The following is a 21804-nucleotide window of genomic DNA, read 5'->3' as shown; positions in this document are numbered from 1 at the left end:
CGCCTCGCGGGAGTCAGTAGAAGCCGGGGATCAGCGCCGCGACCTCGCGGCGATACTGCGTGTACGCCGGCCCGAAATGGCCGGTCAGCCAGCTCTCCTCGACACGCACCTTGTACGCGAGCGACGCGAACACGAGCGCGACGCCGAGCGCGCCGCGCCACTCGCCGCCGATCAGCGCGGCGCCGGCCAGCGCGATCAGGCAGCCGGTGTAGATCGGATGACGCACGAGGCCGTACGGGCCGGTGCGAACGAGTTCGTGGTTTTCCTTCAGCGTGACGGACACGCTCCAGTTCGTGCCGAGATGCAGCCGCGCCCACACGGAGAACAGCAGCCCCGCGACGAGCACCGCGAGCCCGCATTGCGCCTGCAGGCCGAAGCGCTGCCAGTCGGGCACGAGCGCCTGCCACGACGGATCGGGCAGGATGATCAGCGCGCCGCCGACGATCAGCGGAATCGACTGCAGCGTGCGCGAGCGCGACGCCTCCTTGCGCACGGTCGTCTTCACGGCCTGCGACGTCGCGATCCAGTAGGCGAGCCAGATGGCCCACGGAGCGACGATGGCGATGGTCTGAACGATATTCACGGCTGGCCTGCCTCGTGTGGATGAGAATTCGGATGCACCCGGCGTGCCCGGTGCGCGACGTGCTGCGTCACGACGACAGCGCCGGCATCGGTGCTGGCACGCACGCATGCGCGGCGCCGAGCGCGATGCCCGCGGCAACGGGCGGCGCGTCGCAGAAGTAGTCGAGCAGCGCCGCCCGCGTGGCTTCGCGCTGCGCGCGGCCTTCGATGTCGAGGAAATGGCCGGCGTCGGGAATCGTCGCGAAGCGTGCGCGCGGCACGTGCGCGGCCAGCTGGCGAACGTCGGCCGGCGTCGTGTATTCGTCGCGCTCGCCGTTCAGGAACAGCAGCTCGCAGCCGATGTTCGAGAACTCGCTCAGGTAGCGCTCCGGCTGCAGCGACAGGATCTGGTCGACGTGGAACGCGACCTGGTCCTGCTCGTCACGCGGCAGCCGCGTCAGATACCGGTAGTTGTACAGCTTCATGATGCGCGGCAGGTAGCGGCCGACCGTATCGTTCAGCAGCTGCGCGGCCTTCAGGTTCTCGCCGGCCGCGATGTGGTCGCGGGCGCGCGTCACGTAGTCGACCATCGCGTCGTTCAGGAACGGCGAGAACGAGCAGATCGCCGCGCGCCGCACGCTCGGGCAGCCGCGCGCGAGCGCGAACAGCGACGCGACGCCGCCCCACGATACCGACACGAGGAACGCGGGCGCGAAACGCTCGACCAGATGCTGGAGGATCGCGGCCTCGTCGTCCTTGGTCAGGATGAAGCAACCGGGGTTGTGCTGGCGCGACTGCCCCGCGTACGGCAGGTCGAAGCAGATCGTGTTCATCCGCTCGCCGAGATACTGGACGGTCTGCCCGAACGAGGCGGTCGTCGCGAGCGCGCCGTTGACGAGCATCGCCGTGTCGAACGACGGATCGAACACGTTCCGTTCGACGTAGACCTTCAGACCATTCGGTAGCGGGACCACGTATTTTTCGGTCGGCATCGTCGTTCTCCGGTGGATGCGGCGTCTCGGCGTCGCGGCATGCTGCAGGTGCGCAATGGCGGGCGCCGGCCCTGTCGCGGTCGTTGGCCGCGCCCATTGCCGACGCACCGCGGGAATAACCCGCGGCGCCGATTCATTCCTTGTGGTGCGGCGCCATACTAATACGGGCAATATTACTTACTCAAGTCATTCAAACGATCCCCTCTACTCCACCTGGAAATACGCCAGATTCGAATATTTTTGGCATTTTTTATGGTATGCGGAATCGATCAGAAGGTGGCGGCAATCGTTTGCGAGCGAGCCTTCAATCAATGGCACCACCGAATCATTTCCTTTAAATTCAAATAGATAAAATGTTTTAATCGATCGATTGAAGCGAGTTTTCAGAAATTTCCGTTAGCGGCGCACGGCATTCGAATTCCCGGATTTACGAGAATTTCACATAGCTCGACATTCTTTCGATCAGTAATAAATCGAATACGGAAACATTCGCGGCCATTGCACCGTCTTTACCGAAACCGTTTTAAACAAACTTCAAATTATTTAACCACCTTTCAATCGGTTTTTCCGCACCTGCACAATCGCGGCGGCATCATCGGCTTGGTTCCTCCACCCTTCCATCTACCGTCGGACCCCGATTTTTTATTGATTGAACGGTCAATAAAAAACCGCTAAGCTCTCGGCTTCCAGGAACGGCCCGTCCGGGCGAAGGAGTCGCGATGCCGAAAGTCGGAATGCGGGAGATTCGTCGCGCGCAGTTGATCGACGCGACGCTGCGCTCGATCGACGAAGCCGGCCTGCCCGGCACGACGCTCGCCTCGGTCGCGCAGCGCGCGAACATCTCGACGGGGATCGTCAGCCACTACTTCGGCGACAAGGACGGCCTGCTCGAAGCCACGATGCGGCACGTGCTGCGCGATCTGTGGGCGGCCACCACGCGCCGCCGCGTCGCCGCCCGCAAGGACCCGCGCTCCCGGCTGCGCGCGATCGCCGCCGCGAACTTCGACGTCACGCAGGTCAGCACGCCCGTGATGAAGACCTGGCTCGCGTTCTGGTCGCAGAGCATGCACGACGCGATGCTCAAGCGCCTGCAGCACGTGAACACGCGGCGCCTCCATTCGAACCTGTGCGCGGAATTCGCCAAGGCGCTGCCGCGCGCGAAAGCACGGGAAGCCGCCAGCGGCCTCGCCGCGCTGATCGACGGCCTGTGGCTGCGCGGCGCGCTCGCCGGCGGCCCGATCGACACCCGGGCTGCACTGAAGCTCACCCACGATTACATCGACCTGCTGCTCGCGTCCGACTGACGCGTCGCGCACTCGCCCTCAAGGAGATCCTCATGTCCGTATACGGTTTGCAGCGCCTCTACATCGGCGGCGGTTACGTCGACGCCACCAGCGGCAAGACTTTCGACACCTTCGATCCCGCCACCGGCGAACTGCTCGCGCAGGTGCAGCAGGCGAGCGCGGCCGACGTCGACCGCGCGGTCGCATCGGCGCAGGAAGGCCAGCGCGAATGGGCCGCGATGACCGCGATGCAGCGCTCGCGCATCCTCCGGCGCGCGGTCGACCTGCTGCGCGAACGCAACGACGAACTCGCGGCGATCGAGACGCGCGACACCGGCAAGCCGATCGGCGAGACGCTCGCGGTCGACATCGTCACCGGCGCGGACGTGATCGAGTACTACGCGGGCCTCGCGACCGCGATCGAAGGGCTGCAGGTGCCGCTGCGCGCCGAGTCGTTCGTGTATACGCGCCGCGAGCCGCTCGGCGTGTGCGCGGGCATCGGCGCATGGAACTACCCGATCCAGATCGCCTGCTGGAAGACCGCGCCCGCGCTCGCGGCCGGCAACGCGATGGTGTTCAAGCCGAGCGAAGTCACGCCGCTCACCGCGCTGAAGCTCGCGGAAATCTATACGGAAGCCGGCGTGCCGGCCGGCGTGTTCAACGTCGTGCAGGGCGACGGTTCGGTCGGCGCGCTGCTGACCGGCCATCCGGACATCGCGAAGGTGTCGTTTACCGGCGGCGTCGAGACCGGCAAGAAGGTGATGTCGCTGGCCGGCGCATCGTCGCTGAAGGAAGTGACGATGGAGCTCGGCGGCAAGTCGCCGCTGATCGTGTTCGAGGATGCCGACCTCGACCGCGCCGCCGACATCGCGGTCACCGCCAACTTCTTCAGCTCGGGCCAGGTCTGCACCAACGGCACGCGCGTGTTCGTGCACGGCTCGGTGAAGGACGCGTTCACGCAGAAGGTGCTCGAACGCGTGAAGCGCATCCGCGTCGGCAAGCCGACCGATGCCGACACCAACTTCGGCCCGCTCGTGTCGGCCGCGCAGCTCGACAAGGTGCTCGGCTTCATCGAGAGCGGCAAGGCCGAAGGCGCGAAGCTGCTTGCGGGCGGCACGCGCCTGACCGACGGCCACTTCGGCAACGGCCAGTACGTCGCGCCGACCGTGTTCGGCGACTGCCGCGACGACATGAAGATCGTGCGCGAGGAGATTTTCGGGCCGGTGATGAGCATCCTCGAATTCGCATCGGAAGACGAAGTGATCGCCCGCGCGAACGACACGCACTACGGCCTCGCGGCCGGCGTCGTGACCGAGAACCTGTCGCGCGCGCACCGCACGATCCACCGCCTCGAAGCCGGCATCTGCTGGATCAACACGTGGGGCGAATCGCCGGCCGAGATGCCGGTTGGCGGATACAAGCAATCCGGTGTCGGACGCGAGAACGGCATCACGACGCTCGAACACTACACTCGAATCAAGTCGGTACAGGTCGAGCTCGGCCGTTACAACCCGGTGTTTTGAGAACGAGAGGAGATTCCCCGTCATGACGACACGCGAATACGACTACATCATCTGCGGCGCGGGCTCCGCGGGCAACGTGCTCGCGACGCGCCTGACGGAAGATCCGAATGTCACGGTGCTGCTGCTCGAAGCGGGCGGCCCCGACTACCGCTTCGACTTCCGTACGCAGATGCCGGCGGCGCTCGCCTATCCGCTGCAGGGCCGTCGCTACAACTGGGCCTACGAGACCGACCCCGAGCCGCACATGGACAACCGCCGGATGGAATGCGGCCGCGGCAAGGGGCTCGGCGGCTCGTCGCTGATCAACGGGATGTGCTACATCCGCGGCAACGCGCTCGACTACGACAACTGGTCGACGCACAAGGGGCTCGAGAACTGGACGTATCTCGACTGCCTGCCGTACTTCAAGAAGGCCGAGACGCGTGACGTCGGCCCGAACGATTACCACGGCGGCGACGGCCCCGTGTCGGTCACGACCAGCAAGCCGGGCGTGAATCCGCTGTTCGAGGCGATGGTCGATGCGGGCGTGCAGGCCGGTTATCCGCGCACCGACGACCTGAACGGTTATCAGCAGGAAGGGTTCGGCCCGATGGACCGCACCGTCACGCCGAAGGGCCGTCGCGCGAGCACCGCGCGCGGCTACCTCGACCAGGCGCGCGCGCGGCCGAACCTCGAGATCGTCACGCACGCGCTCGCCGACCGCATCCTGTTCGACGGCAAGCGCGCATCGGGCGTCACGTACCTGCGCGGCAGCGAGCGCGCGACCGCGCATGCGCGCCGCGAAGTGCTCGTGTGCAGCGGCGCGATCGCATCGCCGCAACTGCTGCAGCGCTCGGGCGTCGGCCCCGGCGCGTGGCTGAAGGAACTCGACATCCCCGTCGTGCTCGACCTGCCTGGCGTCGGCCAGAACCTGCAGGATCACCTGGAGATGTACATCCAGTACGAGTGCAAGGAGCCGGTGTCGCTGTATCCGGCGCTCAAGTGGTGGAACCAGCCGAAGATCGGCCTCGAATGGATGCTGAACGGCACCGGCCTCGGCGCGACCAATCACTTCGAGGCGGGCGGCTTCATCCGCACGCGCGACGACGACCTGTGGCCGAACATCCAGTATCACTTCCTGCCCGTCGCGATCAACTACAACGGCTCGAACGCGATCGAGATGCACGGTTTCCAGGCGCACGTCGGTTCGATGCGTTCGCCGAGCCGCGGCCGCGTGAAGCTGCGCTCGCGCGACCCGAACGATCATCCGAGCATCCTGTTCAACTACATGGCCGAAGCGCTCGACTGGCGCGAGTTCCGCGATGCGATCCGCGCGACGCGCGAGATCATGCGGCAGCCCGCGCTCGACCGCTATCGCGGCCGCGAGCTGAACCCGGGCGCCGATTGCAAGACCGACAAGGAACTCGACGCGTTCGTGCGGGCCCGCGCTGAAACCGCGTTCCATCCGTCGTGCTCGTGCAAGATGGGTTACGACGACATGGCCGTGGTCGACGAGGAAGGCCGCGTGCACGGGCTCGACGGGCTGCGCGTGGTCGACGCGTCGATCATGCCGATCATCACGACCGGCAACCTGAACGCGCCGACGATCATGATCGCGGAGAAGATCGCCGACAAGATCCGCGGACGCAAGCCGCTCGCGCGTGTCGACGTGCCTTACTTCGTCGCGAACGGCGCGATGGCGCGCAATGTCGCGAAGGCGGTGCGGCAGCCGGAAACGGCGTAACCGCGCAAGCACCCTCCCCGGGGCGCAGCAGCAACCTGCACGGCTCGCGGTGTTTTCACCGCGAGCCGTTTTTCATTTCATCGGGCGCGCTCGCCGCCCGTATTGAATCGCGTGGTCGCAGCCGCCCTCAGCCGCACGCGTTTCGCGCGCACGATCGGATTCGTTCGCGACGTCAGGCTCATCGCGCCGCGCAAGCGATCGAACGCGACATTCTCCGTCGGTCCGAAGCGGCCGACCGCCGGCCACGCGAGCGCTTCATCGAGCCACGTCCGCCACGCGTCGCCGTGAAAGCGGCGCGCGAATTTGCGCACGATACCCGGCGCCGCGATCACGATGCCCGCCAGCAGGTAATACGCCCAGAAGCTGCCCGCGCCGACGAGCCGGTCGAGCCGGCATACGGACACCGCCGCGAGCAGACCGTCCATCGACGCGAGATCGGTGCGCCGTTCGCGAATCGCGCGCGCAACGAGGTTGTGCCGACCGCCGTACGCAGCGAAGGACACCCCGTTGCCGGCGGCAAGCTCCGCGCAGAACATCGCGAGCGCGGCCATCTCGTCGACGCGCGCGGCATCGTCGCGCGGCCCGCAGACGCGCAGCACGATCGCGTCGATGATCGCCCCGGGCTGCGCCGACGGCGCCACGCAAGCTGCCGCGACGGCCGCGCGTCGTTCTCTCAGGTTCTTCACGGGCGGTGCTTCGCCGTTCGCGGATGGTTCCCGTACTTCGTGCTCGCCGCCATCGTCACCGCCGGGTTCGACACCGCCGGCAATCCGCTCGAGCGCGGCCCAGCCGTCGTCGGGATCGTCGAAAGCCCATGCATCGACGAAGCCGTGCGCCGAATCGAATACCGCGCGCGATCCGCGGCAGCGTCGCTCGGCATGCGCGAGCTGTGCCGTGTCGGGAATGTGCAGGCAGGCACCGAGCGGATCGCTCGCGTCGCACGCGCAACCGCCGCCGTCCGTTGCAATCCACGGCGCGAGTTCGTGCAGGACGGCGATCGCTTCGCGCGACAGGTTCACGCCGGCTCGCCCGCGGGCCGCGCGCGCCGGCAGGACAGCCGGTGCGTCGGCGCCAGCGTCGGCGTCGGCCGTCGCCACGCAAACCGCTTCGTTCAGGTGTTCGATCAGATACTGCAGCCACGCGGCCGTGCGCAGCCGGTCGAGCGTCGCACCGCGGGCATCGCCATACTTCGCTGGGTCAGTAAGCATGGGGGGTCCGGAATGGTTGTCTTGTATCGGCCGAAGCAGGCGGCACGATGCGCCGCACCGGCCCCCTGCACGGCCGCCCGCCTCGGATCGCGAGGCAGGCGGCCCGCCGGCCGTCGCGCCGCTACGCGCGACGACGCGGATGCATCGCGAAACCGGAACGCCCGCCGCGCATCCCTGCACGGCCCTCATTCATCGCGGGCGTCCGGCCTCGATCAGGTGCCGCTTACTGCACGTGGAACTTCGGCGACGTGGCAACCGTGCCGCTGACCGTGCAGTCCGGCGTCAGCACTGCGTTGTTGAACGTCAGCGACGAGTTCGGATCGCTCCACGTCGTCACGATCTTGCTCGGCCCGCAAGTACCGAGCAGCGTCACGGTCACCTTCGCGTTGTTGATCGTCAGTTGCGTCGTGCTGTCGGCCTGCCCCGTCCACGGCGCCGCGCTGGTCGCGCTGCCGCTGATCAGGCCGCACGTCGCGCCGCCCGCGAACGTCGTCGACGTGATGTTGACGATGCCCGTCGAGCTGATCGTGCCGTTGAACGTCGCGTTGCAGCTCGCGTTGATCGCCCCCTTGGCCAGGACCGTGAGGCCCGTCGCGGAGAACGGTTCCCCGTTCGGGTTCATCGCGTGCCCGTCGACGCGCGAAACGGTCACGGCGAAAGCAGGCGCGGCCGAAACCACGGTGAATGCCACTGCAGCAACAAGCGATACGAGTTTGCGAATGCTCATTTGAACTGCCCCCTCTCTCTTCACAATTGGCGGCACGCCGCCAGGAACGCGACACGCCGGCCGGATTCGCCCGGCCGCGCGGTCGCAGGAAGCCGCCGGCGTGCGCGATGCACGCCGGACGGCTCAGAACCTGTAGGAAACACCGACGAACGTGATCAGCGGGTCCGCCTTCAGCCGCGTGCGCGTGGTCGCGAGCGTCGAACCGTCGGCGGCCTTGATCACGAGCGACGAGTAGGTCTTCAGCGGCATGTAGGTCAGCGTCGCCGTGAGCCCCCAGTGCTTGTCGATCGCATAGCTCGCGCCGACGTTGTAGACCGGCGTGAACGACGACGACGCCTTGCCCTCCACCGACGTCGGCCCCGGCTTGCCGGCGCCGGCCGCGAGCACGCTGCCGAGGTTCTCGTTGATGTCCTTCGCGAAGTTGCCGTTCAGTTCGATGTTGCTGAACCAGCTGTAGGCCACGCCGATCCCGACGAACGGACGGAACTTCGCGGTCGGTGCATTGAAGTAGTACTGCAGAATGATCGTCGGGCTCCATTGCCGTGCGTTCTTCACGGCCGGCTGGTTCGCCGGCTTGTCCATGTCGACGTTGCCGAGCGAACCGGCCGGACCGGGCGGCCTGATCACGCCGTGCCCGGTCAGCGTGAACTCGGGCGGCACGCCGAGCACCGACGTCACCGCGATGTGGTCGGTGAAGAAGTGCGTGAGCGTGAGGCCGACCGTATCGGCGTTGTTGACCGTCAGGCTCGTGCCCGGCGACGTGAACGAACCGGGCAGCCGCAGCGGCCCGTTGATCGGCATGCTCGCGAGATTCGTCGTCAGCCCGTTGGTCGAATCCTGCGGCATGATGTGCAACCAGCCCAGCGTCGCGACGTTGTCGCCCGCCTGCTGGGCCGATGCGAGCGTCGACACGCCTGCGACGACACCCGCGACAATCAGCTTCTTCATCAAGTCTCCCCTCGTTTCGTCCGGGCACCGCGCCGTTGCGCGCGGCACCGCCGTGTCTCCATCCATGCGCGGTTACTGCACGAACGCACCGACCGTGAAGTACGGATTGCGCGTATCGGCCATGTCGAGGAACCCGAACACGCCGCCGGTGAACACGAACTTGCCGGTCGCCGGCCCCGACGCCGCGTCCGCGTGCACGGTCGTCACGACGCCCGGCACCTTCTGCGTGTAATCGAGGTTCAGCGCGCGCGTGAGCGCGGCCTGCGATGCGTTGAACGGATCGAGCAGCGTCGCCTGCGCACCGACGAGCGCGGTCGCGCGATAGTTGAACGCGCTGTCGACGCCCGTGTACTCGCCGTTCTGCGATCCCTGCGCGATCGCCGCCTGCGGGCTCAGGAACGAGATGCCCGATTCGTCGTCGGCGCTCGGCGGGCCCTGCGTGAGGTCCGCGTTCGCGGCGCCCGTGCGGATGAAAACCGGCACGAGCTGGTTGCGCAGCTTGCCGACGATCAGGATCCCCTTGCCGGCCCTCGCCGGATCGAGCGCGGCGAGCGTCGGCGCAATCTGCGGCTGGTAGTTCAGCGACTGGAACGCCGGGGCGTCCGCGCGCAGCGTGAATGGCTGGTTCACGGTCGCGCTCGACGCGAGCGGCTGACCGCCGTTCTTCTTGCCGAAGTTGTCGGTCTCGACATAGCTGCCGTCCGCGTGGATCGTCACCTGCTGGTCGAGCGCCACCGGCTGGAAGTTCTGCGACGGCACCTGGTGGTAGCCGAGCTGGTTGTACGTGCCGGCGATCTTCGACAGATCGGTTTCGAGCGACGAGAAGCTGATGAACGGGTAGTACGGGAACGTCGTCTTCGGAATCCTGCCGACACCGATCACGCCGTCGAACTGGATCGTCGCCCCGGGAATCGCGCCGCCGAGCACACCTTCGCCGAGGAACAGGCGCGCCGGACGGCTCGGGTCGAGGCTCGCGTTCTGCATCCGGAACGTGCACTGGTTCAGCTTCACGGTCGGCAGGCCCGTTTCGTCGGCCAGCGTGCCGTCGACGACGTTGGCCGGCGCGGTGTCGCGCGTCGGTTGCACGGTGCCGGTGGTGGTCGGCACCGGCGAGGCGAGGTAGGTCATCCGGTACGTCATCTTCGTCGTGTCGAGCTGCACCTTCACGAGTTCGCCCGAGCCGGAGCCGCCGACGAACACCGTGCCGTAGTCGATGGCCTGCGGGCACAGCCGGACCACCGGTGCGGGCGGCGGGTCGCCATCACCGCCGCAGGCGGCCAGCGCGGGCGCGAGCGACGCCGCGGCCATCCAATGCTTCACATTCATAGGAATCCTCTTGAATTTCGATTCGCCGGCGGCGACGCATGCGCCGCCGGTGTTCCGGGTTCAGTCCGCGGTTACTGGACGAACGCGCCGACCGTGAAGAACGGATTGACCTTGCTGTTGTTGACGACCATCGCGTACACGTTGCCGGCCGTCACGAGCCAGCCCGTGTCACCCTTGCCGAAGATCGCCACGTTGCCGTTCGCCCCCTTCGCGTCGAAGTCCTGCGAGGCCGTGACCTTGATCTTGCCGGGCGTCGCCTGCGTGTAGTCGAGCGCGAACTGCGACGTGACCGACGACGTCTGCGGATCGATGAACGCCGCGGTGGCGCCCTGGAACAGCGTCGACGTATAGTTCGCGGCCATCGTCGACACGGCGGTGCCGTCGTTGCAGTTGCCGGCCTGCGCCAGGAAGAAAGTGCCGTCGAAGGTGCCGGGCAGATCCGGATGCGGAACGTTGTTGTTGAAGCTCGGCCCCGACGTCGCGATCGCGAACGTCGCGGTGCTGGGTGCCACGACGCCGCACGCGGACGCGCTCGTTGCGCCGATGAACCCGCCTTTCAGCGAATTCGCGCCGACGGCCGTGGTCCGCGACAGCATCGAGATCCCCACCTCGGCATCGGCGACCGACGCCAGCAGGTTGCTCGCGTCGATATGCGTGTAGCCCACGCGAATCACGATCGGCACCAGCACGCCGTTCAGCTTGCCGACGATCATGATGCCCTTCGCCTGACTCGGCGCGACGATGACGATTGCCGAGCCCTGCCCCGCGAACGGATAGATGAGGTTTCCGCCCGCCTTCGCCACCGGGTGGCTCACGAACACGTTGTCGGGCGAACCGTCCGTATTCTTGCGCAACGCCCACGGCGTCCCGGTGGTCTGGCACGAGTAGTCGCTGCCCGCCGTGATGGTGCACGAGCCGTCGGCATTGAACGTCTGGTTCCAGTTGACGACATCGGGTTGCCAGCCGACGGCGCCCGTGCTGCTCTGCGCGCTGCCGCCGACCGGCGACAGGTGGATGCCGAGTTCGTTGTAGTTGCCGGCGACCTTCGAGAAGTCGGTTTCGGTGTCGGTGAAGCCGATGAACGGATAGAAATCGAAGGTGCGCGACGGCACGGTGCCGAGCACGACGCCCGGGAACGGCTCGAGACCGGCGAACGCGATCGTCGCGCCCGGAATCCCGCCGCCGACCACCCCGTTGCCGACGAACAGCATCGGCGGGTCCGCGCGATTGATCGTCACCGCATACGCGCCGTCGCTCGTCGCGCCGCTGTCGAGCACGAACGCGCAGCGGTTCTGCTCGGCGGTCGGCAGATTGGCCGGATGGTGAAACGCGCCGCTGATCGTCAGGCCCGCACGCGTGTCGTTGACCTGCCCCGCCGACGTCGGCACCGACGACTCGATGAACTGCATCTGGTAGGTCAGCTTCGTCGTGTCGAACTTCACCTTCACGTATTCGCCGCTGCCGGCGCCGCCCGTGTAGGTCGTCGTGTAGTCGAGCGAATCCGGACACAGCTTCTTCACGACGGGCGGCGTCGTCTCGGCGCCGCTCGGCCCGCATGCGCTGCCCGAGCACTGCGGCACGTTGATCGGGCCCGGATCGTCGCCGCCGCCGCAACCGGCGACGAACGGGAGCGCCAGCACGGCGCACGACAGGATCGCCTTCCGCCATTCAGGAATGCAAAGCATCAACCCCTCCTTTTGAGGTACGACAAGTCTCGTCCGGACGGGCTGCGTGGCCCGCCGGTTGGTATCGCGCCGCCGCGACGGCGCGCGGCGCATGACGATGCGCGCAATGCGCGCCGCGTTGCCGGTCGGGCAAACGTGATCAGGACCGCCGCGGCAGGCAAGCGCTCTCCGGCGGCGCCGTCATGCGGCACGGCACCGTCGGAGCAATCGAAACGGAAGATGGAGCGTCGCTACTGCGGCAACGCGATGTGATGACGCAGGCACGCGACTCGCGTCGCGCCCGCATCCGGCGAAATGCAGCAAAACGGCCGTCCGGCCGGCCCCTCGGAAAGGCGTCTCATGGTGTGGTCTCCATACGTACGCTTGATTCGTTATCGTGATGCGTCGTTGGTCGAGACTATGATCGGACGATACGCACAAGTAAATGGATGCAGAGTTCCAAACGCGCCGAACCGCGCACGCCTAGTGCGAGCAGGGCGTTTGACAATTTTTCAAACGGCCTTCATTTTATTTGCTCAGACAAATACCGGGGCTGTACAACGCGCGTTCGAACGAGGGCGCCCGACCCACGCGAGGCCCGGCGTGCGGGCCTCAGGCGGGCCGCACGCACGAGGGCGCACGCTCACACGTCGATGATCGCAAGCGTGCCGTGGCTGCCCGGCAGCACCGCGTGACGCGTGCCGGCGACCGCGAGATACATCTGTCCGGCCTCGACCACGACCGTCTGCGCGTCGACCTCGAGCATCAGCCTGCCGTCGAGCACCAGCAGCCCCTCGTTGTAATCGTGCACTTCGGCTTCGTACGGCTGCGCGTCCATGCGCAGCACCTTGATCCGGGCCGGGCCGACTTCGCCGACGATCGTGGATTGCCATGCGACGGCCTGGGCCGCCGCGACGGACTTGAAATCGATCAAAGACATGCGCACCGCTCCTGGAACGTGAGAGGAACGCATTATCGCGAGCGCGGCGCACGCCGTCCCGGTACGGCGCGGCGTCGACCGGGCAGCACAGTCGTGCCGGCCGCCAAGCGCTCACGCGAGCGTCATCCGATTGCCCGAAAACCGCGCGCATTGTTCACTCGATTCCAATAAAGCGTCGCTTTATTGAGTGAGGCGCGCGCATTTCACGCAAATCGCGCACCGGCATCGCATGTCCTTGCCGTCGAAATGCATTTCCATCTTCCGATTGCTAATATGGCGGTCCTGCGATCCCGCACCACAACGCCGTTCGACATGACGCCCGTTCGCCATGCCGCCCCCGCCCCGCCGCTTCGCTGCGGCGGCTCCGGGCACGCGCGGCGCGCAGCGTCGGACCGACCGGCCGTGCCATCCGTGAGCATGCAACCGATCCTTTCCGTCTCCGACCTCTCCAAGACATACGCGTCCGGCTTCCAGGCGCTGAAGCACGTGACCCTCGACATCCGCCCCGGCGAGATCTTCGCGCTGCTGGGCCCGAACGGCGCGGGCAAGACCACGCTGATCGGCTCGATCTGCGGCATCGTCACGCCGACCGAAGGCCGCGTGACGGTCGGCGGTCACGACATCCGCGACCAGTACCGCGCCGCCCGCGAAATGATCGGCCTCGTGCCGCAGGAGCTGACCACCGACGCGTTCGAAACCGTCTGGGCGACGGTATCGTTCAGCCGCGGCCTGTTCGGCAAGGCGCCCGATCCCGCGTACATCGAGAAGACGCTGAAGGCGCTGTCGCTGTGGGACAAGCGAGACAACAAGCTGATGACGCTGTCGGGCGGCATGAAGCGCCGCGTGATGATCGCGAAGGCGTTGTCGCACGAGCCGCGCATCCTGTTCCTCGACGAGCCGACGGCCGGCGTCGACGTCGAGCTGCGCCGCGACATGTGGAAGCTGGTCGACTCGCTGCGCGAAAGCGGCGTGACGATCCTGCTGACCACGCACTACATCGAGGAGGCCGAGGAAATGGCCGACCGGATCGGCATCATCCTCGGCGGCGAGCTCGTGCTCGTCGAAGAGAAGCGCGAGCTGATGCGCAAGCTCGGCAAGAAGCAGCTGACCGTGCAGCTCGAGCATCCGCTCGCGACCGTGCCGGCCGATCTCGCCGCGTTCGGGCTCGAACGCGCGGACGACGGCAACGCGCTCGTCTACACCTACGACTCGCAGCGCGACGACGCGAGCATCGCGACGCTGATCAACGCGCTCGGCTCGGCCGGCATCGGCTTTCGCGACCTGCATACGACACAGAGCTCGCTCGAGGACATTTTCGTCAGCCTGATCGACAACCGCCGCAACGGCGCACAAGGGACCTAACGCACATGGCGAACTGGAATTTCCACGGCATCCGCGCGATCTACCGCGCCGAAATGGCCCGCACGCGCCGCACGCTGATGCAGAGCATCATCGCGCCGGTGATCTCGACGTCGCTGTACTTCGTCGTGTTCGGCTCGGCGATCGGCTCGCGCATCAGCGACGTGAACGGCATCGGCTACGGGTCGTTCATCGTGCCGGGCCTCGTGATGCTGTCGCTGCTGTCGCAGAGCATCTCGAACGCGTCGTTCGGCATCTACTTCCCGCGCTTCACGGGCACGATCTACGAGATCCTGTCCGCGCCCGTGTCGTACTGGGAGATCGTGATCGCCTATGTGGGTGCGGCCGCATCGAAGTCGCTGCTGCTCGGGCTGATCATCCTCGCGACGGCCGGCCTGTTCGTGCCGCTGCACATCCTGCATCCGTTCTGGATGGTGCTGTTCCTCGTGCTGACGTCGATCACCTTCAGCCTGTTCGGCTTCGTGATCGGGATCTGGGCCGACAGCTTCGAGAAGCTGCAGCTCGTGCCGCTCCTGATCATCACGCCGCTCACGTTCCTCGGCGGCAGCTTCTATTCGGTCGACATGCTGCCGCCCGCGTGGCGCATCGTCACGCTGTTCAACCCGATCGTCTATCTGATCAGCGGCTTCCGCTGGTCGTTCTACGGGCTGGCCGACGTGCACGTGGGGATCAGCCTCGCGGCGACCTCGCTGTTCCTCGCGATCCTGCTTGCAGTCGTCGCGTGGATGTTCCGCACCGGCTACAAGCTGAAGAACTGACGCGGCTCGGCCAAGGGGGCGCCGCGGTTCGCGGATTCGGGGCCGCGCTGCTAGACTGGATCGGAAGATCGACTGCTGCCGTCTGCCGCGCCGCAACCCGCGACGCGCGGACGGCCCGGCTCCCTTCCCTGCGCGAGGATCCCCGATGAGCGCCTCCCGAATCGACGTCGTCCGCGACGGCCTGTTTCGCGCCACGTCCTACGTCGAAACGCTGAACCTGAGCTTCAGCCAGTTCTTCGTACGATCGACGCACGGCGACGTGCTGTGCGTCGAAACGGGCACCCGTTCCAATTTCACCCAACTGAGCGCGGCACTCAACACCATCGGCATCGCGCCATCGATGGTCAGCAGCGTGATCGTCCCGCACTTCGAGGCCGACGAAATGGGCGCGCTGCCCGACTTCCTCGCGGCCAACCCGGCGCTCGTCGCGTACGGGCATCCGATGTGTACCTGGGGGCTTGCCGACGTATTCGGCGTACATGCGGTTCCGCTGACGGACGGTGAACCGAGGACGCTGTCGGGCATCGACGTCGTGCCGGTCTTCACGAAACACGTGCATCAGTGGGATTCGCTCGTCGTGTACCTGCCGGCGTACAAGGCGCTGCTGTCGTCGGACATCCTGATGCGCTTCGGCAGGGAGGAAACCGACGACCCGCTGCCGGCGATCCTCGACGCGATCACGCGCTCGGACTACCTGCCGTCGCTCGCGCACCTGGCGAGCGCACTGCGCCGCATCCAGGCGCTCGATCTCGACATCATCCTGCCGATGCACGGCCCGGCGATCACGCACGACATTGCGCGCGTGATCGCCGGTGTGATCGCGCATTGCGACGCGGCCGCGGCATAGCGCACGCGCTGTCGCGTGCGGCAGCCGGCAGCCCGTCGCCGGTCAGGCGCCGGTCACGACGAATTCGGCGGACGCCTTGCTCTGGACCGCGGCCATCACCGCGAGTTCGCGCTTGCTGCGCGGCTCGCCGGCCACGACGCCCGTCGCATGCTTGGCCTTCGCGCCGAGCGGAAAGAACACGAACGACGCGCCGGCCGGCGCATCCGGCTCTGCCCGCAGGCGTTTGTTCAGAATCTTCAGGTACTTTTTCTTCGAGACTTCCTTCGTTGCCATGGCGCCCTCCGCATGAACGTAATGCAGACCAGCATACCAGTTTTGACCGGCGGCTCCAGCGCGCCGCGGCACGATCGACCCGTACCGGAATCAACCGGCTTGCGCGACTCGCCGCGTCATCGGGCATCGAGATTTTTTTTCGCGCGATGTCGATTCGCGCGATCGTCGCGCGTCGTAGTGTCGTAACCGATCGATTTGCCGTCCGCACGGCCGGCCGGTCGCGGATCTTCCCTTTCCCGTTCAAGGAGTCACAACGATGCGCGTCATGGTAATCGTCAAGGCAACGGCCATTTCCGAATCGGGCGCGATGCCCGATACCGAACTGCTGGCCGCGATGGGCCAGTACAACGAGGAACTCGTGAAGGCCGGCGTGATGCTGGCCGGCGAAGGGCTGCACCCGAGTTCGCGCGGCAAGCGCGTGCACTTCTCCGGCAAGGACCGGACCGTCATCGACGGCCCGTTCGCCGAAACCAAGGAACTGATCGCCGGCTACTGGCTGTGGCAGGTCGACTCGATGGAAGAAGCCGTCGAATGGGTCAAGCGCTGTCCGAACCCGATGCCGATCGAATCGGACATCGAGATCCGCCAGGTGTTCTCGCCCGAGGATTTCGGCGCGGAATTCACGCCCGAGCTGCAGGAGCAGGAAGCGCGGCTGCGCGCGCAACTCGGCGACGGCCCGAAGGCGCCGCCGGCCGGGAACTGACGGATCGCACTGACCTGCCCGCCGGGCGGGCCGCCTCGCAGCCGTGCGCGGCGGCCCGCCCGGAAAGTCTCGGGTCGATCGCGCCCCGGCACCGCGCCACCCGCCGTTCCAGCCTGCCCTTCGGCGCTTTTTTTTCACCTCCGTTGTCGATTTCCCTGCTTGCCGGCCGTCCTGATGTCGTAAGCCCGTTCGCCTTGCGGCGGACGATCATTCGACCACCCACCCCAAGGAGATACGACCATGCGCGTCCTGGTAATCGTCAAGGCCACCGCCGATTCCGAATCCGGCCGGATGCCCGACCCTGAAATGTTCGCTGCGATGGGCCGCTTCAACGAGGAGCTGGCGAAGGCCGGCATCCTGCTGATCGCCGACGGCTTGCAGCCGAGCATGCGCGGCAAGCGCGTCCACTTTGCCGGCAAGAACCGCACCGTCATCGACGGCCCGTTCGCCGAAACGAAGGAGCTCGTCGCCGGCTTCTGGCTGTGGCAGGTGAAATCGATGGAAGAAGCGGTCGAATGGGTGAAGCGCTGCCCGAATCCGATGCGCGGCGACTCCGACATCGAAATCCGCCCGCTGTTCGAAGCCGAGGACTTCAGCCCGGCATTCACGGCCGAACTGCAGGCGCTGAAAGCGACACTGAGCGCGCAAGCCGAGGCCGGGAAGCGCACGTAAGCCGTGCGGCGTCTGGCGACTCCACATGACCGCCGGGCGCCTTCGCTACCCGCCGACGCGTGCATGGCTCACGCGCGATTGCGCGGCACCGCGAGCCGCTCGACCGCCCCAGCGGTCACGTCCCTGAACATCCCGGCATTGCCGTACGCCCGCGCGGCAAGCATTGCGCCATAGACCAGCGACACGAACGTCGCGGCCTCGGTCTGCACCGACACGCCCGGCTGCACGACGCCGTCTTTCACGCCGGTGTCGAGCACGCGCACCAGCCACGCCGCAAGGTCGTCGAAATGCGCCTTCACCGCCCGCGCGACTTCGTCGGGCAGCGCCGGCAACTCCGCGCCGAGCATGCCGGCGACGCAGAACGGCGCGCTGTCGTCCGCGATGCAGCGTTCCCAGTAGCCGATGTATGCGCGCATCTGCACCAGCGCGTCGGCACCGCTCGCGTCGAGCAACGCCATGTCGGCATCGAATTTCGCCTGCGACTGCTGCAGCACGGCGACCGCCAGATCCGCCTTCGTCGGAAAGTGGTGGTGAATGCTCGCCTTCCTGATGTCGATCGCCTCGGCGATGTCGGCATAACTGAACCCGCTGTAGCCGCGCCGCATGATCAGTTGCCGCCCGGCTTCGAGTATGCGCCCCGCCGTACTGTCCCCTGATACCGTCATCTTGCCTACCATCTAGTCGGATGAAAAACACGGATAGTTTACCTCCCTGAGATACTCTTTTCCAGCCGTGATTTCTTCTTGCACGTCATCCTACCTACTAGTAGGATGACTTCATCGACGGAACAAGACGCCTGTCGATATCCGACGGTTCCTACCCTGTCTTCCTTCTGGAGAATGAAAATGAAGCGCTTTTCCCAAGTCCGCCAGATCGCCGCGGCACTCGCCCTGACCGCCGCCGCACTCGGCTCGCATGCGGCCGTCGCCGCCCCCGTCAAGAACGTCGTGCTGGTTCATGGCTACTTCGCCGACGGCTCTGGCTGGCAAGCCGTCTCGAACATCCTGACACGTGACGGCTACAAGGTTTCCGTCGTGCAGCAGCCGGAAACGTCGTTCGACGACGACGTGAAGGCAACCCGGCGCGTCGTCGACGCGCAGGACGGCCCGAGCATCCTCGTCGGCCATAGCTACGGCGGCGCGGTGATCACCGAAGCCGGCAACGACGACAAGGTCGCGGGCCTCGTCTACGTCGCAGCATTCCAGCCCGACACCGGCGAAAGCCCGCTCGAACTGACCAGGAAGACGCCGCCCGCGACAAAGGCGATCAAGGCCACCGAAGACGGCCATCTGTATTTCGACGAAGCGTCGTTCCATGCCGACTTCGCGGCCGACGTGCCGGCCGCCCAAGCGAAATTCATGGCGATCTCGCAAGTCACGCCGGCCGCGCAGTCGTTCGGCGTGCCGATCACGCACGCCGCATGGCGGACGAAGCCGAGCTGGGCGGTGGTCGCCACCGCGGACCGCGCGATCAACCCCGAGCTCGAACGCTTCATGACGCAACGCGCCGGCAGCAAGACGATCGAACTCAAGTCGAGCCATGTCGCCTACATCTCGCATCCCGCTGAAGTCGCGAAGCTGATCGAACAGGCAGCCCGGGGCACCGGCAAGGAGTAATGCAGCGCGTTGCCCGAAGCGCTCCGGTTGACGCCGTCGGTCCAGTAACGTATCGTTTTGACACGTTACTGGACCGACAAACGCTTTCCACCATGCATTCCCGTTTCGACCGCTTTCGCGCGACGCCGCTCGGCACGCAACTCGAAGCGCTGATCGCGCGGCCTGAGCGCTATGTCGAATTCGCGGCGCTGTCGCGTGTCGGCGTCGCCGCGATCGGCGCGATCCAGCACGAAATCGCGCACAAATTTCCCGAAATCGAAGCCGATACGACGGCCCGGCAGTTCTGCGGCGCGATGGTCGCCGACGTGATGCGCCGCCACGGGCATGACGTCGTGCAGGCGCGCGGCCGGATCGGCGGCGCGTTGTTCAGCTACGGCGCGGTATTCAGCGCATTTCCGCGGGTGCTGCCGTTCGCCGACGTCGTCGTCGAGCTGGCCGCGATGCCCGCGCGGATCGCCGCGTATGCCGCGCACTTTCCCGCCGTGCTCGTCACACGCCGCCCGGCCGGCACGGGCTTCTCGCTCGTCGAGCACGCATGCCACCTGCGCGACCTCGACGCGGTGTTCGCCGAACGCATCGAAGTCGTGCGCGCGCACGAATTGCCGGTGATCGCCTCCGTCGACGGGACGGCACTCGCCGCGCAGCGCGACTATCTGGCGCAGCCGCTCGACGACGCGCTTGCCACGTTCCGCGCCGGTCGCGCCGCGCTGTGCGCGACGGCCGCCGCGCTGCAACCGTCGGAACTGGCGCGCTGCGGGCTGCGCGACGGCATCCGCCGGATGTCGCTCGACGAACTCGTGCGCGAGCTGCTCGACCACGATCGCACCCACGTGCTCGAACTCGACGAACTGCTCGCCGAACTCGAATTGCCGCCCCTTCCGTCGTCGACCGTCCAATGAGCCTGCCCGCCCCGCCCGTCGTCTTCGTCCACGGTTTCATCGGCACGTTCGACGTGCCCGCATGGCCCGGCCCGCATCTCGCCCCCGACCTGCTCGGCTACGGCATCCATCGCGACACGCCGTTCGACGCGATCACGCTCGCCGCGCAGGTCGAGCATCTGCGGCAGGCTGTCGACACGCACTACGGCGCGCAGCCGGTCGATCTCGTCGGTCACTCGGTCGGCGGCGCGATCGCGATGCTGTTCGCCCATGCCCATCCGGCGCGCGTGCGCCGGATCGTCAACGTCGAAGGCAACTTCACGCTCGACGACGCATTCTGGTCGGCGTCGGTCGGCCGCATGTCGCCCGCGCAAGCCGACGCGATGCTCGACGGCCTGCGCAGCGATCCATCCGGCTGGCTGCGCGGCGCGATCGACGAACCGTCGCCGCGCCAGCTCGACGACGCGCGCCGCTGGCTCGCGCATCAGCCGGCGTCGACGCTGCGCGCGATGGGACGCTCGGTGGTCGCGACGACGGGCGAACCCGGCTATCTGCAGCTGCTGGCCGAAGTATTCGAGCGCCATCCGGTGTGGCTCGTCGCCGGCGATCGCTCGCGCGCGGGCTGGCACGTGCCGGACTGGGCGCTCGCGCGCTGCGCCGGCTTCGAGACGATCGCCGGCTGCGGGCACCTGATACCGGCCGAGCGGCCCGCCGCGTTCCGGGAGGCGCTGGCGCGCTGCCTCGGCTGACGCGCGCGGCCGCCGGACTGGGCGCCGGCCACCTGACAACTCGTAGGATTCGCCGAAATTTGGCTGAAAGGCACGGTTGCTAGAGTCGCCAAACAGGGTTTTCCCGATGCCCGACTGCCGAACGGAAACGACACATGCGAGGCTCCATGAACCTGATCCGCACGTTCTGGCTACTGCTGCTGCTCGCCGTCGCGGGCCCGGCCCTCGCCTTTCAGACGCGGGTCGTCGCGATCCCGAGCGCGGCGATGAACGAGACGCTGAAGGCGACCGTCGTGCTGCCGGACGACTATGCGCGCCTGCGCCACGGGCCTGAACGCGCCGTCGAGCGCTTTCCGGTCGTCTACCTGCTGCACGGCTCCGGCGGCGACCACACCGACTGGACCGCGAACACGCGGATCGCCGCGCTGGCCGATCGCCATCACGTGATCCTGGTGATGCCCGACGGCGGACACGAAAGCTGGTACATCGACAGCCCGTTCGACTCGGGCAGCCGCTACGAAACCTTCGTCGGCGACGAAGTCGTGTCGTATGTCGACATGCACTTCAGAACCATCGCGACCAAGGGCGCACGTGCGATCACCGGGCTCAGCATGGGCGGCTTCGGCGCGCTGCGCATCGCGCTCGACCGGCCCGACACGTTCGGCGCGGTCGGCAGCATCAGCGGCGCGGTCGATCCGCGCTGCTGCGAGGACGAGCCCGGCATCGACCACGTGTTCGGCGATCCCGTCCGCCATCCGTCGTTCTGGAACCGCAACGCGATCGTCGAAAGCGCGCGCGCGTTCGTCCGTGCGCATCTCGACCTGACGATCGACTGCGGCCGCGACGACTCGTTCGTCAGCTCGAACCGCACGCTGCATCAACGACTCGTCGCACTCGGCGTGCCGCACGACTATGCGGAGCGTCCGGGCGGTCACACGTGGGACTACTGGGCGCACGCGATCCGCTACCAGATGCAGTTCTTCGCGACGTCGTTCCAGCACGGCGGCTACGCGTAGGATCCGCCCACCCGTGTCGCGCGCCGTCCGGCCGGCGT

General features: G+C 66.8%; 22 protein-coding genes. 12 read left to right on the top strand and 10 right to left on the bottom strand.

Annotated features, from left to right (window positions below; genetic code table 11):
- Positions 1–13: 13 nt before the first annotated feature.
- Together DIE04_RS08310 and DIE04_RS08305 are read right to left on the bottom strand one after the other, a co-directional pair.
- On the bottom strand, positions 14–583 hold the full coding sequence (locus DIE04_RS08310; RefSeq protein ID WP_124485138.1) for an isoprenylcysteine carboxylmethyltransferase family protein: 570 nt from the start codon (positions 581–583) through the stop codon (positions 14–16).
- Positions 584–650: 67 nt separating this feature from the next.
- Entirely contained in the window at positions 651–1553 is a 903-nt protein-coding gene (locus tag DIE04_RS08305) for an alpha/beta fold hydrolase (protein WP_124485137.1), read from the bottom strand.
- 719 nt (positions 1554–2272) lie between these two features.
- On the opposite strand from DIE04_RS08305, the gene betI reads away from it, so the two are divergent.
- The 3 genes from betI to betA are packed head-to-tail and all read left to right on the top strand — an operon-like array spanning position 2273 to position 6082.
- The gene (gene betI / locus DIE04_RS08300) at positions 2273–2857 is read left to right on the top strand and encodes a transcriptional regulator BetI (RefSeq protein WP_044844376.1); all 585 of its coding nucleotides are present in this window, start codon (positions 2273–2275) and stop codon (positions 2855–2857) included.
- Between the two features lie 32 nt (positions 2858–2889).
- The gene (gene betB, locus DIE04_RS08295; RefSeq protein ID WP_044844377.1) at positions 2890–4359 is read left to right on the top strand and encodes a betaine-aldehyde dehydrogenase; all 1470 of its coding nucleotides are present in this window, start codon (positions 2890–2892) and stop codon (positions 4357–4359) included.
- A gap of 22 nt (positions 4360–4381) precedes the next feature.
- Positions 4382–6082, top strand: a complete 1701-nt coding sequence (betA, locus tag DIE04_RS08290; RefSeq protein WP_044844378.1) for a choline dehydrogenase — start codon at positions 4382–4384, stop codon at positions 6080–6082.
- Positions 6083–6159: 77 nt separating this feature from the next.
- Here the strand turns inward: betA and DIE04_RS08285 are convergent, their stop codons facing one another.
- The 6 genes from DIE04_RS08285 to DIE04_RS08260 all read right to left on the bottom strand — a co-directional run bounded on the left by DIE04_RS08285 (position 6160) and on the right by DIE04_RS08260 (position 12895).
- Positions 6160–7290, bottom strand: a complete 1131-nt coding sequence (locus DIE04_RS08285; protein ID WP_124521463.1) for a hypothetical protein — start codon at positions 7288–7290, stop codon at positions 6160–6162.
- A gap of 223 nt (positions 7291–7513) precedes the next feature.
- The gene (locus DIE04_RS08280) at positions 7514–8017 is read right to left on the bottom strand and encodes a hypothetical protein (RefSeq protein WP_044844380.1); all 504 of its coding nucleotides are present in this window, start codon (positions 8015–8017) and stop codon (positions 7514–7516) included.
- Between the two features lie 123 nt (positions 8018–8140).
- Positions 8141–8965 (bottom strand): OmpW family protein, encoded by an 825-nt coding sequence (locus DIE04_RS08275; protein ID WP_124485133.1) that lies wholly within the window; start codon positions 8963–8965, stop codon positions 8141–8143.
- Between the two features lie 72 nt (positions 8966–9037).
- Positions 9038–10291: a DUF2957 domain-containing protein gene (locus DIE04_RS08270; protein WP_124521461.1), complete on the bottom strand. Its 1254-nt coding sequence runs from the start codon at positions 10289–10291 to the stop codon at positions 9038–9040.
- 71 nt (positions 10292–10362) lie between these two features.
- Positions 10363–11976, bottom strand: a complete 1614-nt coding sequence (locus DIE04_RS08265; protein ID WP_124521459.1) for a DUF2957 domain-containing protein — start codon at positions 11974–11976, stop codon at positions 10363–10365.
- 622 nt (positions 11977–12598) lie between these two features.
- Entirely contained in the window at positions 12599–12895 is a 297-nt protein-coding gene (locus tag DIE04_RS08260) for a cupin domain-containing protein (protein WP_044844384.1), read from the bottom strand.
- 417 nt (positions 12896–13312) lie between these two features.
- On the opposite strand from DIE04_RS08260, the gene DIE04_RS08250 reads away from it, so the two are divergent.
- The 3 genes from DIE04_RS08250 to DIE04_RS08240 all read left to right on the top strand — a co-directional run bounded on the left by DIE04_RS08250 (position 13313) and on the right by DIE04_RS08240 (position 15880).
- The gene (locus DIE04_RS08250; protein WP_124521457.1) at positions 13313–14257 is read left to right on the top strand and encodes an ABC transporter ATP-binding protein; all 945 of its coding nucleotides are present in this window, start codon (positions 13313–13315) and stop codon (positions 14255–14257) included.
- A 5-nt stretch (positions 14258–14262) separates the two neighbouring features.
- Positions 14263–15033 (top strand): ABC transporter permease, encoded by a 771-nt coding sequence (locus tag DIE04_RS08245; protein WP_124485129.1) that lies wholly within the window; start codon positions 14263–14265, stop codon positions 15031–15033.
- Between the two features lie 145 nt (positions 15034–15178).
- Positions 15179–15880, top strand: coding sequence for an MBL fold metallo-hydrolase (locus DIE04_RS08240; RefSeq protein ID WP_124521455.1), 702 nt, complete (start codon positions 15179–15181; stop codon positions 15878–15880).
- Positions 15881–15922: 42 nt separating this feature from the next.
- On the opposite strand, the gene DIE04_RS08235 is transcribed toward DIE04_RS08240, so the two are convergent.
- The gene (locus DIE04_RS08235) at positions 15923–16153 is read right to left on the bottom strand and encodes a hypothetical protein (protein ID WP_044844388.1); all 231 of its coding nucleotides are present in this window, start codon (positions 16151–16153) and stop codon (positions 15923–15925) included.
- A 256-nt stretch (positions 16154–16409) separates the two neighbouring features.
- Here DIE04_RS08235 and DIE04_RS08230 point away from each other — a divergent pair, with 256 nt between their 5' ends.
- Together DIE04_RS08230 and DIE04_RS08225 are read left to right on the top strand one after the other, a co-directional pair.
- A complete protein-coding gene (locus tag DIE04_RS08230; protein WP_124485127.1) occupies positions 16410–16856 on the top strand; it encodes a YciI family protein in 447 nt (148 codons plus the stop codon).
- Positions 16857–17096: 240 nt separating this feature from the next.
- Positions 17097–17528: a YciI family protein gene (locus tag DIE04_RS08225; protein ID WP_044844390.1), complete on the top strand. Its 432-nt coding sequence runs from the start codon at positions 17097–17099 to the stop codon at positions 17526–17528.
- 68 nt (positions 17529–17596) lie between these two features.
- Here the strand turns inward: DIE04_RS08225 and DIE04_RS08220 are convergent, their stop codons facing one another.
- Positions 17597–18193 carry a TetR/AcrR family transcriptional regulator gene (locus tag DIE04_RS08220; protein ID WP_124521453.1) on the bottom strand — a complete coding sequence of 199 codons (597 nt, stop codon included), beginning with the start codon at positions 18191–18193 and terminating at the stop codon, positions 17597–17599.
- Between the two features lie 180 nt (positions 18194–18373).
- Here DIE04_RS08220 and DIE04_RS08215 point away from each other — a divergent pair, with 180 nt between their 5' ends.
- The 4 genes from DIE04_RS08215 to DIE04_RS08200 all read left to right on the top strand — a co-directional run bounded on the left by DIE04_RS08215 (position 18374) and on the right by DIE04_RS08200 (position 21766).
- The gene (locus tag DIE04_RS08215) at positions 18374–19144 is read left to right on the top strand and encodes an alpha/beta hydrolase (RefSeq protein ID WP_124521451.1); all 771 of its coding nucleotides are present in this window, start codon (positions 18374–18376) and stop codon (positions 19142–19144) included.
- A gap of 92 nt (positions 19145–19236) precedes the next feature.
- The gene (locus DIE04_RS08210; RefSeq protein WP_124521449.1) at positions 19237–20043 is read left to right on the top strand and encodes a DinB family protein; all 807 of its coding nucleotides are present in this window, start codon (positions 19237–19239) and stop codon (positions 20041–20043) included.
- Complete coding sequence (locus tag DIE04_RS08205; protein WP_124521447.1) at positions 20040–20771, top strand: alpha/beta fold hydrolase; 732 nt, start codon at positions 20040–20042, stop codon at positions 20769–20771. The genes DIE04_RS08210 and DIE04_RS08205 overlap by 4 nt, the downstream gene beginning before the upstream one ends.
- A gap of 146 nt (positions 20772–20917) precedes the next feature.
- Positions 20918–21766, top strand: coding sequence for an alpha/beta hydrolase family protein (locus DIE04_RS08200; RefSeq protein ID WP_185500329.1), 849 nt, complete (start codon positions 20918–20920; stop codon positions 21764–21766).
- Positions 21767–21804: the final 38 nt, after the last annotated feature.

This window comes from Burkholderia sp. Bp8994, assembly GCF_003853805.1.
Lineage (GTDB): Bacteria > Pseudomonadota > Gammaproteobacteria > Burkholderiales > Burkholderiaceae > Burkholderia.
The sequence above is the reverse complement of the archived record's forward strand: the minus strand, read 5'-3'. Positions and strand labels throughout refer to the sequence as shown.

What these genes read in the sequence shown, in the direction of transcription:
- DIE04_RS08305 (WP_124485137.1), bottom strand. Translation starts at nt 1,553, where the DNA reads ATGCCGACCGAAAAATACGTGGTCCCGCTACCGAATGGTCTGAAGGTC.
- betI (WP_044844376.1), top strand. Translation starts at nt 2,273, where the DNA reads ATGCCGAAAGTCGGAATGCGGGAGATTCGTCGCGCGCAGTTGATCGAC.
- betB (WP_044844377.1), top strand. Translation starts at nt 2,890, where the DNA reads ATGTCCGTATACGGTTTGCAGCGCCTCTACATCGGCGGCGGTTACGTC.
- betA (WP_044844378.1), top strand. Translation starts at nt 4,382, where the DNA reads ATGACGACACGCGAATACGACTACATCATCTGCGGCGCGGGCTCCGCG.
- DIE04_RS08285 (WP_124521463.1), bottom strand. Translation starts at nt 7,290, where the DNA reads ATGCTTACTGACCCAGCGAAGTATGGCGATGCCCGCGGTGCGACGCTC.
- DIE04_RS08280 (WP_044844380.1), bottom strand. Translation starts at nt 8,017, where the DNA reads ATGAGCATTCGCAAACTCGTATCGCTTGTTGCTGCAGTGGCATTCACC.
- DIE04_RS08275 (WP_124485133.1), bottom strand. Translation starts at nt 8,965, where the DNA reads ATGAAGAAGCTGATTGTCGCGGGTGTCGTCGCAGGCGTGTCGACGCTC.
- DIE04_RS08270 (WP_124521461.1), bottom strand. Translation starts at nt 10,291, where the DNA reads ATGAATGTGAAGCATTGGATGGCCGCGGCGTCGCTCGCGCCCGCGCTG.
- DIE04_RS08265 (WP_124521459.1), bottom strand. Translation starts at nt 11,976, where the DNA reads ATGCTTTGCATTCCTGAATGGCGGAAGGCGATCCTGTCGTGCGCCGTG.
- DIE04_RS08260 (WP_044844384.1), bottom strand. Translation starts at nt 12,895, where the DNA reads ATGTCTTTGATCGATTTCAAGTCCGTCGCGGCGGCCCAGGCCGTCGCA.
- DIE04_RS08250 (WP_124521457.1), top strand. Translation starts at nt 13,313, where the DNA reads ATGCAACCGATCCTTTCCGTCTCCGACCTCTCCAAGACATACGCGTCC.
- DIE04_RS08245 (WP_124485129.1), top strand. Translation starts at nt 14,263, where the DNA reads ATGGCGAACTGGAATTTCCACGGCATCCGCGCGATCTACCGCGCCGAA.
- DIE04_RS08240 (WP_124521455.1), top strand. Translation starts at nt 15,179, where the DNA reads ATGAGCGCCTCCCGAATCGACGTCGTCCGCGACGGCCTGTTTCGCGCC.
- DIE04_RS08235 (WP_044844388.1), bottom strand. Translation starts at nt 16,153, where the DNA reads ATGGCAACGAAGGAAGTCTCGAAGAAAAAGTACCTGAAGATTCTGAAC.
- DIE04_RS08230 (WP_124485127.1), top strand. Translation starts at nt 16,410, where the DNA reads ATGCGCGTCATGGTAATCGTCAAGGCAACGGCCATTTCCGAATCGGGC.
- DIE04_RS08225 (WP_044844390.1), top strand. Translation starts at nt 17,097, where the DNA reads ATGCGCGTCCTGGTAATCGTCAAGGCCACCGCCGATTCCGAATCCGGC.
- DIE04_RS08220 (WP_124521453.1), bottom strand. Translation starts at nt 18,193, where the DNA reads ATGACGGTATCAGGGGACAGTACGGCGGGGCGCATACTCGAAGCCGGG.
- DIE04_RS08215 (WP_124521451.1), top strand. Translation starts at nt 18,374, where the DNA reads ATGAAGCGCTTTTCCCAAGTCCGCCAGATCGCCGCGGCACTCGCCCTG.
- DIE04_RS08210 (WP_124521449.1), top strand. Translation starts at nt 19,237, where the DNA reads ATGCATTCCCGTTTCGACCGCTTTCGCGCGACGCCGCTCGGCACGCAA.
- DIE04_RS08205 (WP_124521447.1), top strand. Translation starts at nt 20,040, where the DNA reads ATGAGCCTGCCCGCCCCGCCCGTCGTCTTCGTCCACGGTTTCATCGGC.
- DIE04_RS08200 (WP_185500329.1), top strand. Translation starts at nt 20,918, where the DNA reads ATGAACCTGATCCGCACGTTCTGGCTACTGCTGCTGCTCGCCGTCGCG.